Raw genomic sequence first — 13,470 nt, 5'->3', positions numbered from 1 at the left:
ATGAAAATCACGCGTCGTTCCCTGCTTGCCGGTGCACCGCTTGCCGCCGGCATCATCGCCGCCGGCCTGCCCCGCTTCGCCTTTGCCGAGGCGGCACCCGTCAAATTCCGCTACCTTGCCAGCCGAGGCGGCATCTCTCCGCATGAGCTGGCCTACGAGCTTGGCTATTTCAAAGACCTCGGCATCGAACTGGAGAATGTCGGCTATGCAGCCGGCGGCCCGGAATCGCTGTTTGCGCTTTCCTCCGGCAGCGTCGACCTCGGTTCGGCCGCCACCGCCGCGGTGATCAACTCGATCTCCGGCGGCAACGACTTCGTCGCCGCCTATCCGAGCAACGGCATCAACAGGCAAGTCAAAAGCGTCTTCTACGTGCTCGAAGACAGCCCGATCAAATCGATCGCCGACATCGCCGGCAAGACCATCTCGGTCAACACGCTCGGCGCCCATCTCGACTATACGGTGCGCGAGGCCCTGCACAGCGTCGGCCTGCCGCCGGATGCCGCCAACCTTGTGGTCGTGCCCGGGCCGCAGCTCGAACAGACCTTGCGCTCGCGCCAGGTCGATATCGCCGGCCTCGGCTACTGGCAGGCGACCTTTGCCGGCGCGCTGGTCGCCAATGGCGGCGTGCGCGGCGTGTTCAACGACACCGACGTGCTGGGCGAACTCGCCGGCGGCTTTGTCGTCCTGCGGCGCGACTTCATTGCCGCCAACCCGGACGCGGCGCGCAACTTCGTCGAACAGTCCGCACGCGCCTCCGACTGGTCGCGGCAGAATCCGGACGAAGCCCGCAAGGTGCTCGCCGACATCCTCAACAAGCGCGGCGAAAATGGCGATCTCGCCCGCTACTGGACCGGCTTTGGCCTGCGCGAAGGCGCGCAAGCGACCGACCGCGACATCGATTTCTGGGTTGCCGTGCTCGAGCGCGACGGCCGCCTGGCCAAGGGCAAGCTGAAGGCCGCCGACATTCTGTACCGGCCCGGTGAAACCAAGACCAACTGAGAGCTGAGAAGGACTGGGAGCTGGACATGACGGGCACCAACCGCAGCGGAGAGGTCTCGATCCGCGACCTCTCCAAATCCTTCACGCTCGGCGGGCGCCAGCTTGCCGTGTTGAGGACGCTCAACCTCGACGTCCGTTCCGGTGAATGCCTGATCATCGTCGGCGCCAGCGGCTCGGGCAAGACCACGCTGCTGCGCATCCTCGCCGGGCTGGAGGCAGCCGACAGCGGCGGCGTCGCCATCGACGGCAAGCCGGTTCACGGCGTCGGCGCCGAGCGCGCGGTGATCTTCCAGGAACCGCGCCTGCTGCCCTGGCTGACCGTGCTCGGCAATGTCGCCTTCGGCCTCGAAGTGCGGGGCGTCGCGAAGCCGGACGCCGAGGAGAAGGCCCGCTTCTACATCGCGCTCGTCGGTCTCGCCGAATTCGCCGACGCCTTTCCCCGGCAGCTTTCCGGCGGCATGGCCCAGCGCGTCGGCATCGCCCGGGCGCTGACCGTGCAGCCGGAAATTCTCCTGCTCGACGAGCCGTTGGGAGCGCTGGACGCCATGACCAAGATCGGCATGCAGGAGGAACTGGCGCGCATCTGGAGCGAGGAGAACGTCACCATGGTGATGGTCACGCACGATCTGGAGGAGGCGATCTATCTGGCCGACCGCGTGCTGATCCTGCCCAGGGAGAAAGGCGGCGCTGCACGGTTGATCGATGTCGACCTGCCCCGCCCGCGCGACCGCAGTGAAAGCCGGTTCGTGCGCTACCGTGAAGAGTTGCTGCGCGAGTTTGGCCTGCACTGATGGAAGTGAACGGATTAGCCCATCTCTATTGGCCGGTGTGGTAACCCTGCGGGATGGGCAAGAAAAACCGCTGAGGAATGCTCAAGCGCGATCGGTCCTACGCATGAAACGACGATATCTCAACGCTTTGAGCCATATGCGATAGCTCTGGAGTGGTAGGGCGCAGAAAGCCCCTCCCTTATGCGCCAAACAGTCGCCGGTCCCAGTAGACAGGCTGATGGAGACTCGTCTGGATCCTTGAAAACTCCGGATGCGCTGGATTGATCAGCACATTGCTATCGAGACGCGCCACGACGCTCGGCACCAGCAGGATGACGCTGCGCCGTTCTAAACACCAGGTTTCGCCAAATCCCTTGCTCACCGTCGCCGGCATCGTGTCCCAGCCGGGCAGTGACGGCTGGGAAAAGACCTCATAGCTCAGCCCGCGCGGGATTGTGATTTCGATGTAGTGCTGGTTGGGCGGCAGTCGGCCGCTGCCATGCACCAGCTTTTCCAGGAGGGCCGTCGAATAGTGCTCGCTCGTGTAGATGATAGGGCTTCCGGGCGTGTTCCATCGCCCTGGTGCGACTGTCGAGCCTGTCGCGTCGAAGATCGGGTAGGTGCCGGCCGGATCGCCGACACGAAAGGACAATAGGGTGCGATCGAGAGTCTGCGCCGTCACGCAGCACTGCCATACTTCAGACCTCCGAGGATATCGACCACCATTTCGGCGCCGAACTCGCTGAGGATAACGATGTCGATCGGCCGCTTGTCCTCAATCATCGGATGCGGCCGAAACAAGAAATCGCGTGCTTCCTCTTCGTTCTGCCAGACATCGACAGCAAGCCCCCAGACCCGCGCCACACGGGCCAATCGTGTGCCCTCATCCGACGACAGGCGATGCGCCGTCTTGCGCCGCTCGTAGGTTGCTTTGGGGATCAGCCGGTATTTGAACTGAGCATCTCCCGGGGCAACGAGATGGGCAACGCGCTCGACCACCCCAATGGGAAGTCCATTCTCGATCCGGGAGATCAGTCCGAATGGCGACCGCGCCGCCACCTCCTTAGCAGGCAGCCCCAACACGTCGGCTACATTTCCGAACGCCAGCATTCCACTCTCCATTCATGTGAGGCATAATATAGCCTCACATGATGCGCCCTGCAAGTCCCTGCGTCAGCGCGAACCGATCCGATCACCCTGCGATCCTTGCTGCCACGCGTTAGCCTTTGGCGCCCGCCAGCAGCATCAGTCCCACCGACACCTCGCCTGCGTAGCCCTTCGAAAAGCGCTAAGGCGGCGAGTGCGAACCGCCTTGGTTGCGAATGATTGACACCGGGAAAAACGCGTTTCCGCCAGCGCTGAACAAGGAAGCCCGGAAGAAAGAATGGCCGGGCTCGGATACGGCCCGGCCAAAGAAGGTTAAAGCCTTCAGGGAGGAACACCGTCCGGTGGAAATGGGAGGAAACCATCGAACGATTTTACCTGTTTGATCTTATTTCAACGCGTTGGCGACGAATGGGATTCCAAAGAACATATAAAACGGCAAAAATTTGTGCGCCACATTACAGAACGTCACAAGCGCGCGGTTCCGGTCTTGAGAGGTCACCATAGTGGCGTAGCTTCGTCGGATCATCCGGCACGAGGACATGACCGCGTGCTCTTCATGCACGCCATCGATGAAACAGTCTAAGTCGACGGATTGTCATCATGCTTCACCATCCCAGGCGGATCACGCCGCGGACGGCTACATCGCCGCCACAGCCGCTGCTTGCGGCTCTATGGTCGCCTACCTGAAACATCAGCCCCTTCGAGTCTGCTGGGTTAACCACTGTCAATCCATGGGAAGCATCGTTGAACCCAATGGGTTGAACGAAACATCGGTTCAATGATTTAATCATAAGCCGAACGATCTAAAGTCGGATGGCACCTTATGAGTGACTTTGCTATTCTGGGTCGCACGGTTGGCCCGCAGCACCCGGAAATTCAGACGCTCTTGCGTCAGGCGCGGGATCAGCAGGCTCGCGTCTTGTGTTTGTGTCGGCATCCCGGGGTGCCAATGTACATCGCCGCCGTCGGCGAGGAATTGATCATCAAGCGCATGCCGAACACCGGCAAGGACCATGCGGTTGACTGTGATCGCTATGAACTGCCCCTTGCACTGTCGGGAAAGGCGGAGATCCTGGGTCAAGCAATCATCGAGGATCCTGCATCGGAGGCGGCGCGGCTGAAGCTGGCCTTCGCACTGACACAAGGCAAGGCGCGACAGGGATCATCCGGCGAGGGGGCTTCCCACCATACTGTGAAGGCCGATCCGAAGAAGCTCACGCTGCGAGGCCTGCTCGACTATCTCTGGGAAGAGGCGGAGCTGACATTAATGGCACCCGGCTTTGTGGGAAAAAGAAATTGGGGGTTGGTCCGGAAATTTCTTTGGGGCGCGGCTGATGCGAAGTCGAGCCAGAAGTTCCAGTTGCGCGAGCTGCTGTTTATGCCGGGAATGTACTCCCCTGAGCACAAGGATCGCCTGGCAGCGGATCGGGAGCGGGCTTTCGCGGCGGCAGCCAAGGCGAAGCACAAGAAGATTGTGATCGGCATTGTGAAATCGCTCGATCCTGCCCGGTTTGGCGGCAAGCTGTCGATCAAGCATATGCCCGACGCGCAGCTCTTCATGGATGAGAAAATGTTCAGGGCAGTGCCGAAGCGCTTTGCAGCAGAATTCGACCTGTGGCGACTGCACGAAAATTCGCACCTGATCACCATCGCAACGGTCATGCAGATGCCGTCCGGCATTCTGGCGATCGACGAAATCGGCTTTATGAACGTGACTGAGAGTTGGATTCCGTTTCAGCACAACGAAGAAAAGGAATTGATCGAGGTCCTGACCGGGGAGCATCGGCGGTTTGTGAAAACGTTGCGCTACAACGTCGTGCCGTCGGTGCCCATGGCGTTCGGTCTTCTGACTGATGTTGACCAGCAGGGAACCGCGCTTTTTGTCGTACCGCACGATGCTAACGAGGCGGTACGGGCGGAATTCGATCATCTGATTTCAAGCTGCGAGCTCGAGACCTGGCGCTGGGACGCAAGCGGCCCCCGGCCGGCGCTACCGGGCAAACAGCAGCGGCTTTCGCCTCCGCCCGGCAGGCAGGCTTTGGAATATCGACCGAACAACTGAAAAGCCGAAGCGCGTGCGAGGCTGCCGCTGTAATTGGACCCAGCCAGGAAATAAAACTCGTGAACAACAAGCGAAAGACCTGACGGCAATGATTCGATGCGGTTGGCGAGGGTCCGTGAGCGCGACGAAGCGCGGGCGACGGCTGGCGCACCCGTAGGGCAGGCTTCGCCTGAGCTTGCGTCTGGCGCCGGCATTTGCGCTGGAAGCGATCGTTTATCGGGGCCATGACCAGGGAGTGCGAAGGGGAGAATGCCATGCTGAAAAAATTCGACATGGATCCGGGAACGGGCATCGCCATCGCAACAGTCCTGATTTTGGTGCTGTCCGGCGCCCGGCTTCTAAATCAGTGGGACAGTCTATCGTTTTGGCGAGAGCCGGGGCTAATCGCGACTGTTGTTCTCGGCTTGATTTCGGCGATTGCGCTTGCCGTCGCGTTCGTGGTCCGGCGATGGCCTCAGCGGGATGTCAGGCATGATCCAGCCGGCCGGGGACCCGTTATCGATTTGCAGGCGGATTCGAAGACTGACCAGCCGCGTTAGATGCGTTGCGGATGCTTTGGAGGATGGTGGCATTCGGATCAGGAACGTTGGCGAACTGCCACAGGCCAAGGTGCTGCTTTTTAGCAACCTCCTGCGCGACAATATAGGGAGCATGAACCGGAGTGCCGTTCGGAGTGATGGCCGCAAAAGCCCAACCGGTTGAGATCAGCGCCGTGCCGAGATCGATGCGAGAACCGGCTGCGGATCCTGAGGTAGGCTGTGCAACGCAAACGACGAAGCGCGTTTTGGTCGCGGCCTGCCAGGCGACCGTGTAGCACTGAGGTTTGAGATCCCGGATAAGAGAGACGAGCATGGCAAGGCTTGCCTCGCCGCAATCGACACGCCCCCCTGCTCCATTGGTGAAATATGTCGCTCGCAGGCAGGCTTGAACGCCGTAGAGACGGTGGGTCTCACCGGCATAGGTCCAGGTGTCGCCGGTGCTGAACGATGCTGTAGCGGGGATCGGAAACCAGGGATTGGGTTTGTCCTCGGCCAGTGCCGGAACACTGGCGAGGACGGCCGCGAGAATGACGGCGGCGGCGAAGCCAGGTTTCATTATTGATACCTGCTCAGATTGAACCAGAACCGTTGTTTGCCGTCGGTCGTTGTGAGATCGAGATAGTTTGGCTCGGTCCTCTGCTCGCGCCGCGTCACAGCCGATGTTGGACGCGCACCGTAACCCGAGCCTCTCGGGTAAGTGCTCCAAGAGGCATTCGTCGCATTCCGCGCAGCACAGAAAGCGCCGTTGCTGTCTGGCTTGTAGACGGTTTGTGAGCGAGAGCTGTTGTCGCTTCCGCTCGATTCCGTCTCGGGCGAGACGGCGATCGTGCCGTCCGGGCAGGGTTTGAATTTCTCATATCCGATACGACCGGAACTGCCGGCCTCGGGGCACTGAGGCCAGGGCTCCCCATGAGCGACCATACGGAAAGCGCGCTCGACCGGGGGCACACATTCGCCGACGCTCGCCCAACCCTGCGGGTTGAGGATGCACAGCAAAACCTTGCAGCCAAAATCATCAGCACGGGCCGGCGCCGCCGACAGAACCGACAAGCTCGGCAAAAACGCCACAACGGGAAGAACCTTGCTCATTTTCATTGTGTCTGCCTCATTTCGCGATTGCAGTTCATCGAGTCATTGTATTAATTCAGCATTCCAGAATCGGCAACGGCGCAGGATTATTTTAATGATTCGATCCCGCAAAACGGTACTTGCAGCGGGTGCGATCCTGGTGACGTGCCAAGCGGCGTCTGCACAGGAAGCTTCGCAAAGATTCCAGGACCGCGTTACGGCTCCCGCCACCAGCGTTAATGCTGCCGTCGACGTGAATGGCCGGGTGATGCCGGCCTACCAGGTTGAGAGCCAGGGCGTGCAGCGGGTCGGTGCGCCGGGCGACGCTGACAGCGCACCCACAACTGTGACGTCGGCCAAGGCTGACAACCCCTGCCCCGGCGTCGCTGCGCTGTCGAAGGAAGAAGGACAGCGAATCGTCGAAGCGGTCGCGCGCCAGCAAGGCTTTGCTCCGCCGCTCGTCTTCGCGGTTGCCCGGGCCGAAAGCCGCTTCAATACCGGTGCGCTATCGCCCAAAGGGGCCTATGGCCTGATGCAGCTTCTGCCGTCCACGGCGGCAAGCTACGGGGTCGATATCTGCGATCCCGCGGATAATGTGAAAGGTGGGATCGGCTTTCTGCGGGATCTGCATCGCAAATTTCCGAACCCGATATACATGCTCGCCGCCTACAATGCCGGCGAGATCGCGGTTCTCAAATATAAGGGCGTTCCGCCCTACTCCGAGACAGTTGGCTACGTCGCCAACGTCATCAACGATTTCTACCAATGGCCATCGGTCGGGTCTGAGGCGGTGATGCCCGCCGGGGCGGTGAGCCTTGACCTGGCCGGCGTTCAACCGGCTGCGGCCGGCGCAGCGGATCAACGAAATGATCCGACATCCCGCGCCAACTCCCGCAATGGCAGCACAATGACGTCTCGCGAAGCGACGGCGCCGGTCTGGCAGGGCGGGATGGTGCAAAACTTTGACTGAGGAGAAGCTTTGATGACCTTGTGGAAGATGTTTGCTGCACGCAGCACTGGTGTGGCGATGCCGCTCATGCTCTTGGCAACGCAGGCGATGGCTGGGGGCGGAAATCTCCAGCCGGTGCAAAGCACGCTGCAGACGTTGGTGCAGACCTTGACCGGTCCGATCGCGACGGCCTTGGCCGTTCTTTTCTGCATTTTCATGGGCTTCATGGCCTGGGCGGCACGCCTGTCATGGTTTGTGGCCGGAAGCTGGGTCTTGGGTATCGTGCTGGTCTTCGGCTCGGCTCAGATCGTCGAATTCTTTCAATCCGCGGTCGGCAGGTGATCGGCATGGCAGACGGCCGGATCGATCCTGGCGAGCCCAAATTGTTGATCACTCCGCTGGTCAAGGGCTTGACCCGAGCGCCGACGGTGCTCGGCATTCCCTATGAGCTTGCGGGGTTCATCGGCGTGCTGACGGCGGTCGTGTTCCTCGCAACCCATAATCTGGTGATGCTCTCTATCTGCGTGCCGCTCTATGCGGTTGCCAGGATCGCGATCATGCGCGATCCCATGTTCATCGAGATCATGTTCATCCGTTCACGCAAGACGCCGCCCCGAAGCGCCAGCTTCTGGGGTGCGCGCAGTTATCGGGTGTGACCGTGGCGATCGCACGGGCTCTTCGCGATGAACTGAGTTTCGGGGCCGTGTCTCGTCGGGAGAATCCGGTTTCGGCCCATATACCCTATTCGCGGCATGTGTCCGACGAGGTGATCAAGACGCAGGACGGCATGTTGATGTCCTTCGTTCACATGAGCGGACTGTGCTTCGAGACGATCGATATCGCCGAGATCAATTCGCGCCTGCTCGGCCGCAACGATCTCATTCGGGGGTTGGCGAATTCCCGCTATGCGATCTACTCGCAAATCGTGCGCCGCGAGGTGAAGCCCGCGATCGAGTCGAGCTTCGAAAACAAGTTCTGCCAAGAGCTGGACCAGCGCTATACGGCGGCCCTGCGCACCCAGCGCATGTTTGTGAACGATATCTACCTGACCATCGTGCGGCGCGAGCTGCAAGGCACGGTCGGGACGGCGGATCTCGTGATCCGCAAGCTTTTGGGACGAAGGGCTGCGGACGGTCGCTCTTCGAGCGAGGAGCGGGCGCTGATCGAACTCACGGACGTGATGAAAGCCGTCAAAGAGAGCCTGCAGGCTTATGGCGCGCGGGTTCTCACCGTCGTCAAGCGCAGTGACGTTTGGCATTCCGAGCCGCTGGAATTCCTGGTGCAGCTCGTCAATGGCGGATTTCCGCGGCCGATGGCACTGCCGCGCATGAAACTCGCGGAGGCGCTAGCGACAAAGCGGCTGTTCTTCGGCCCGAATGCGCTGGAAATTCGCGGGGCGTTCCCTGGCGAAACGCGATACGGGGCCATCATTTCGGTAGGCGAGTACCCCTCGATCACGGGACCGGGGATGCTCAACCCCATGCTGAAGGTGCCGCACGAATTCATCGTGACGCAATCCTTCGCCATCATCGACAAGCCGCAGGCGCTGACCCAGATGGAGCGGGTCGGGCGCAAGATCGACATGTCGGATGAAGCCGGCTCGATCGTGGCCGATCAACTCGGTGAAGCGCGCGATGAGCTTCTGTCCTCGGAAGCGCTCTATGGCTTGCATCATCTGACGGTGCTGTGCCTCGGGAAAACCATGGACGACGTGGCGCGCTGCGTGACCGATGTCGGCACGGCGCTGACGGAGGTATCCGCCCTGTGGGTTCGCGAGGACCTGAATTGTGAACCTGCGTTCTGGGCCACCCTGCCGGGCAATTTCGCCTATGTGGCGCGCAAGTCGATGATCTCATCGAAGAACATGGCGGGCTTCTCCGCCTTTCATAACTATCCGAGCGGCCGGACTGGCGGGGTGCATTGGGGAACGCCGATAAGCGTCCTCGAGACGACGTCGCAAACGGCCTACTTCTTCAACTTCCATGTTCGAGACCTCGGCAACTTCACTCTGAACGGCCCCTCGGGCTCGGGCAAGACGGTGCTGCTCGGCTTTCTCGCGGCACAGGCGCAGCGCATCACGCCGCGCCCCAAGCTGGTGATGATCGACAAGGACCGTGGCCTGGATATCTTCGTGCGGTCGCTTGGCGGCCGCTATGAGGTTTTGAAGGCCGGCGAGCCTTCCGGCTTCAATCCGTTGCGCCTGCCCGATACGCCGCGCAACCGGGAATTTCTCTTCCAGCTTTTCAGCTTCATGCTGCGTCGATCCGACGGACACGCCCACTCGACGCGCGAGGAGCAAGTCATCCGCAACGCGATCGCCCAGGTGGCGAGCGCGCCGCCGGAAGGTCGAACCATGGAGGAGTTCGCCGAGCTGTTGCGCGGTGCGATGCGCGCCGGCGATGACGATCTCTATTCGCGCTTGCAGCCATGGATGAGGCCCGATCAGCGCGGTTGGTTGTTCAACAACGCGGAAGACTCGTTTTCGATGTCGTCCATTTTCGGCTTCGACATGACGAGCGTGTTGAGCGACGCAACGACCAGCACGGCGGCCTTGCTCTATATCTTCCATCGCATCGAGGAGCTGCTTGACGGGCAACCGGTCATGATCTTCCTCGATGAAGGCTGGAAGCTGCTGGACAATGATATTTTCAGCTACTTCATCAAGGACAAGCTGAAAACCATTCGTAAGCTGAATGGCATCGTTGGCTTCGGCACGCAGTCAGCGGCGGACATCGTGAAGTCATCGATCGCCAACACGCTGATCGAACAGACGCCGACCAATATTTTTTTCCCCAACCCGAAGGCCGACGAGGAATCGCACAGGGCGTTCGGGCTGTCGGAGCGCGAGATCAAATGGATCCGCGAAACCCCGCCCGAAGCCCGCAAATTCCTGATCAAGCATGATCAGGACAGCGTCATTGCGCGCCTCAATCTGGGCGCGATGCCTGATGCGATCAAGATCCTCTCCGGTCGAATTGAGACGGTTCAGGAGCTCGACGCGCTGCGCGCGCGTGTCGGCGACGATCCGCAGGTTTGGTTGCCAATCTTTCTTGGGAGGGACGCGGAATGAAGACCATTATGGGCACGACGGCCGCCCTTGTGACGATTTTAGCGGGATCGACGGCCATGGCGGCCGTGCCGGTTTCTGACAGCCCTATTCTGTCGCAGCGGAGCGAGGACAAGGCCGATAAGGTTCAGATCAAGCTCATCCAGGAGGACACCAAGTCCGCCACGCAGGGCGTCAATTGCTCGGTAACGACACCCAAAAAGGCGCAGAACGTGAAGAGCCCGAAGGCTTCGGTCGATCCGGCGAGTGGCCAGGCGTCCTTGGAACAGGCCAATCCGGACATCAAGGGCTCTTCGGCGTTCGCCTCGACCGGCTCGGGATCGGGCGCTGTCGGCGGCAATGCCGGCGAAAGTGGCCAGTTGGATATCACCGGTCAGGTTCTCGGCGGCATGAATGGCAGCATGTCAACGGTGGCCCCCAACAGGCAGTCCTTCGAGACCATGGGTCACGATATCGGGACTGACAAAACGGTCATGGAAGCCTTCGACCGCAACAGCGCAATCCGCGCCCAAGGCGGGCTGACCTTCAACGAGGTGATCCAGGCGACAGGGTTCTTCGCCCAAGCTTTCAACGTGCGAAACATTGGCACTGCCACACTGACAAGTCGGGGATCCTCCGGCCTGGTGGTGCCCACTCCCGCGTCCCCGCCGCCTGGTTCGGGTGGCTCGACAAGCTGTCCCGGGGCTACGAGCGGCGGCGGCACGGCCGGCAACCTGTGCTGCCCGTCGACGGACGGCGCATGCACTGCGCCGCGCACGACCGACACGGTTGAAAACGTCTCGCCCGTGCTTTCGCAAATCCAAAGGGACGCGAACCGCGCTCCCGTGACAATGACGACCGACGAACTGATGTCGGCGGTCAAGCAATATCAGGCTCAATAGGAGAAAGCGCTATGCGTGGAATTCCGTTAACAGCGGCACTCTTGCTTGGCTTGGGCGGCATCGCCTTTGCGCAGGTGCCTACGATCGACGAGGCCAATCTGGAACAGGCTCGGCAGATTGCATCGGCCACGAGCGAGATCCTCAGCACCGACCGCAACATCATGAACTATACGCAAAAGACGCTGCAGGCCGTCACGGGCGACCGGTCGAGCCAGGCCGGCCAGCTCGCGCAGATGGCCTTGGGCAATGGCGGCTTCTCCATGGGGGAGGCGCCTTCGCTTGGTAGCGTGATCTCGGGCGGCTCGTTGTCGTTCGCCGGCCTCGGCAATGGATCGCAGGGCATCGTTTCGAACATGATCAATGGCTTGCAGCTGGTGAAAACCATCTCGGGCCTGATCAATGGCCAGACGACGCAGATGGATAAGAACTACAGCGCCCTGGTGAACGTCGCGGCCACGGTCACCGGACTGGTCGACTCCTCGCAAAATGGGGTGAAGACCCGTTCCAGCGCTTTTCAGTCGGGCGCTCAACGGATCGGCACGGCGCAGGACATCAAGGGCTCGATCGATCAGAACAGCCAGATCATGGTGCAAACGGGTCTGACCGTGAACGAACTGATCGGCGCGGTGAACACCGCTACGGCGGCCGCCAATCAGGAAAACATCGATCGTATGAACCTGATCACCCAGGCCTCGCGGGGGCTCGAATACAAGTCCGGCCAATGACGGTGCGCTTTCTTATATCAGCGGCCGCCATCATTGGCGCTGTCGCCACCTCCGGGTGCGGCCACAAGCCGCTCAAGGCTCCATGCTCGCGCGACGAGGGACCAATGCAGCCGATGGCGTTCGCGGCGCCTGAACCAAGAACAGGAGCGAAGAAGCCATTCGAGTGCGGTCCGATGAAGGCACTCAATGGCGATCCATCTCTGTTTCCAGGTAGGGCGGCGAAAAAATGAACTTCAATATCACGACGCTTCTGCAACAGGTCGATCAGTTCGGCAATAACTATGTATCGCAAGCCTACCAGAACCTCGCGTCGGCCCTGACCGGCGGCGGACAGGTGGGTGTCGCCGGCCTGATGCTGACGCTGTACGTGATATCTTGGGCCATCGGCATCTGGCAGGGAACCTCGACCGGATCGGGAAAAGAGATGGTCTGGCGCCTGTTCCGCGCCTTCGTTATCTACGCTCTGGCGACGAGCTGGGGGGACTTTCAAACATATGCCTATTCGTTCGCGAATGAGACACCTTCCGCGATCGGGAACAGCCTTCTGACGAGCGTTTCGGCCAATGTGACCGGGACATCGGCCGGGCTGAACTCCGTCAACTCCGTGCAGACGGCCCTGCAAAACATCTGGGATTCGCTCGCCAATTCCACCTCCGCCTTTATCAAGAGCCTTGGCGTGTTGAACTTCGGCGGCTACGTACTGGCGGCGATCATCCTTGTCGTCGGCGCGCTGCTCATCGGTTATGCGATCTTCCTCATCATCCTGTCGAAGATCTTTCTTTGGCTTTTGCTGGCGCTCGCCCCAGTGTTCATCATTCTTATGCTGTTCGGCTATACGACCCGGTTCTTTGCCGGCTGGATAACCGCGATCGTGCAGTACATGAGCGTGCAAATTCTGGTCTACGCCTTCTGTGCCTTCTTCATCTCGATTACCCAGACCTATTTCGACGCGGTCAACCGGTCGAATGGTGCTGCGACAACGACTTTGACCGAAGCCGCGCCGCTGATCCTGATCTGCCTCGTCGGCGTGCTGCTGCTGTCGCAAATCACCAACGTTGCCGCCTCGCTCGCGGGCGGAATTGGTATTGGAACGCCTTCGTTTGGGCGCTTCTACGGCGGCGCCTTCGCAGCGATGGGCCAAGCCGGTCAGCGCAGGCTGATGGGACGCTTGGGCTGGAGCACGCGGCAGGAACGCCTGGCGGGTCGCGAGCGGGCGCGCGTGAGCCTCGCACAGAGAAGGTATGAGGATTCAGCGGAATATGCACGGCTTTCCCGAAAGCTGACGGATCCCGCATAGGTTTGG

General features: G+C 60.8%; 15 protein-coding genes. 11 read left to right on the top strand and 4 right to left on the bottom strand.

Features of this window, described 5'->3' with window-relative positions; genetic code table 11:
• Positions 1-999 carry an ABC transporter substrate-binding protein gene (locus NKJ11_RS31230; RefSeq protein ID WP_352795004.1) on the top strand — a complete coding sequence of 333 codons (999 nt, stop codon included), beginning with the start codon at positions 1-3 and terminating at the stop codon, positions 997-999.
• Positions 1,000-1,025: 26 nt separating this feature from the next.
• Entirely contained in the window at positions 1,026-1,790 is a 765-nt protein-coding gene (locus NKJ11_RS31225) for an ABC transporter ATP-binding protein (RefSeq protein ID WP_352795003.1), read from the top strand.
• A 178-nt stretch (positions 1,791-1,968) separates the two neighbouring features.
• Here NKJ11_RS31225 and NKJ11_RS31220 read toward each other — a convergent pair whose 3' ends face one another.
• Both NKJ11_RS31220 and NKJ11_RS31215 read right to left on the bottom strand, forming a co-directional pair.
• Positions 1,969-2,451: an RES family NAD+ phosphorylase gene (locus tag NKJ11_RS31220; protein ID WP_352795002.1), complete on the bottom strand. Its 483-nt coding sequence runs from the start codon at positions 2,449-2,451 to the stop codon at positions 1,969-1,971.
• The gene (locus NKJ11_RS31215; protein ID WP_023755433.1) at positions 2,448-2,879 is read right to left on the bottom strand and encodes an Xre family toxin-antitoxin system antitoxin; all 432 of its coding nucleotides are present in this window, start codon (positions 2,877-2,879) and stop codon (positions 2,448-2,450) included. The genes NKJ11_RS31220 and NKJ11_RS31215 overlap by 4 nt, the downstream gene beginning before the upstream one ends.
• 820 nt (positions 2,880-3,699) lie before the next feature.
• On the opposite strand from NKJ11_RS31215, the gene NKJ11_RS31210 reads away from it, so the two are divergent.
• A complete protein-coding gene (locus NKJ11_RS31210; RefSeq protein ID WP_352795001.1) occupies positions 3,700-4,938 on the top strand; it encodes a DUF1173 family protein in 1,239 nt (412 codons plus the stop codon).
• 254 nt (positions 4,939-5,192) lie between these two features.
• Complete coding sequence (locus NKJ11_RS31205; RefSeq protein ID WP_352795000.1) at positions 5,193-5,477, top strand: hypothetical protein; 285 nt, start codon at positions 5,193-5,195, stop codon at positions 5,475-5,477.
• On the opposite strand, the gene NKJ11_RS31200 is transcribed toward NKJ11_RS31205, so the two are convergent.
• Both NKJ11_RS31200 and NKJ11_RS31195 read right to left on the bottom strand, forming a co-directional pair.
• Positions 5,434-6,033, bottom strand: a complete 600-nt coding sequence (locus NKJ11_RS31200; protein WP_352492024.1) for a thermonuclease family protein — start codon at positions 6,031-6,033, stop codon at positions 5,434-5,436. The genes NKJ11_RS31205 and NKJ11_RS31200 overlap by 44 nt on opposite strands.
• Positions 6,033-6,572 carry a hypothetical protein gene (locus tag NKJ11_RS31195; RefSeq protein ID WP_352794999.1) on the bottom strand — a complete coding sequence of 180 codons (540 nt, stop codon included), beginning with the start codon at positions 6,570-6,572 and terminating at the stop codon, positions 6,033-6,035. Before NKJ11_RS31195 ends, NKJ11_RS31200 begins: the two co-directional genes overlap by 1 nt.
• An 88-nt stretch (positions 6,573-6,660) precedes the next feature.
• Here NKJ11_RS31195 and NKJ11_RS31190 point away from each other — a divergent pair, with 88 nt between their 5' ends.
• From NKJ11_RS31190 to NKJ11_RS31160, 7 genes are all read left to right on the top strand, one after another.
• Positions 6,661-7,515 carry a lytic transglycosylase domain-containing protein gene (locus tag NKJ11_RS31190; protein WP_352549308.1) on the top strand — a complete coding sequence of 285 codons (855 nt, stop codon included), beginning with the start codon at positions 6,661-6,663 and terminating at the stop codon, positions 7,513-7,515.
• Between the two features lie 12 nt (positions 7,516-7,527).
• On the top strand, positions 7,528-7,836 hold the full coding sequence (locus tag NKJ11_RS31185; protein WP_023819752.1) for a TrbC/VirB2 family type IV secretion system protein: 309 nt from the start codon (positions 7,528-7,530) through the stop codon (positions 7,834-7,836).
• Positions 7,837-7,841: 5 nt separating this feature from the next.
• On the top strand, positions 7,842-8,150 hold the full coding sequence (locus NKJ11_RS31180; protein ID WP_023819753.1) for a VirB3 family type IV secretion system protein: 309 nt from the start codon (positions 7,842-7,844) through the stop codon (positions 8,148-8,150).
• 2 nt (positions 8,151-8,152) lie between these two features.
• Positions 8,153-10,564, top strand: coding sequence for a VirB4 family type IV secretion/conjugal transfer ATPase (locus NKJ11_RS31175; protein ID WP_352794998.1), 2,412 nt, complete (start codon positions 8,153-8,155; stop codon positions 10,562-10,564).
• Positions 10,565-10,572: 8 nt separating this feature from the next.
• A complete protein-coding gene (locus tag NKJ11_RS31170; RefSeq protein WP_352794997.1) occupies positions 10,573-11,442 on the top strand; it encodes a hypothetical protein in 870 nt (289 codons plus the stop codon).
• A 50-nt stretch (positions 11,443-11,492) separates the two neighbouring features.
• The gene (locus NKJ11_RS31165; RefSeq protein ID WP_352632988.1) at positions 11,493-12,167 is read left to right on the top strand and encodes a type IV secretion system protein; all 675 of its coding nucleotides are present in this window, start codon (positions 11,493-11,495) and stop codon (positions 12,165-12,167) included.
• A 226-nt stretch (positions 12,168-12,393) separates the two neighbouring features.
• Positions 12,394-13,464 (top strand): TrbL/VirB6 family protein, encoded by a 1,071-nt coding sequence (locus NKJ11_RS31160; protein WP_352794996.1) that lies wholly within the window; start codon positions 12,394-12,396, stop codon positions 13,462-13,464.
• Positions 13,465-13,470 lie beyond the last annotated feature (6 nt).

The sequence above is a fragment of the Mesorhizobium sp. M0243 genome (assembly GCF_040321775.1).
Classification (GTDB): domain Bacteria; phylum Pseudomonadota; class Alphaproteobacteria; order Rhizobiales; family Rhizobiaceae; genus Mesorhizobium.
This window is presented reverse-complemented; position numbering and strand designations above follow the sequence as displayed.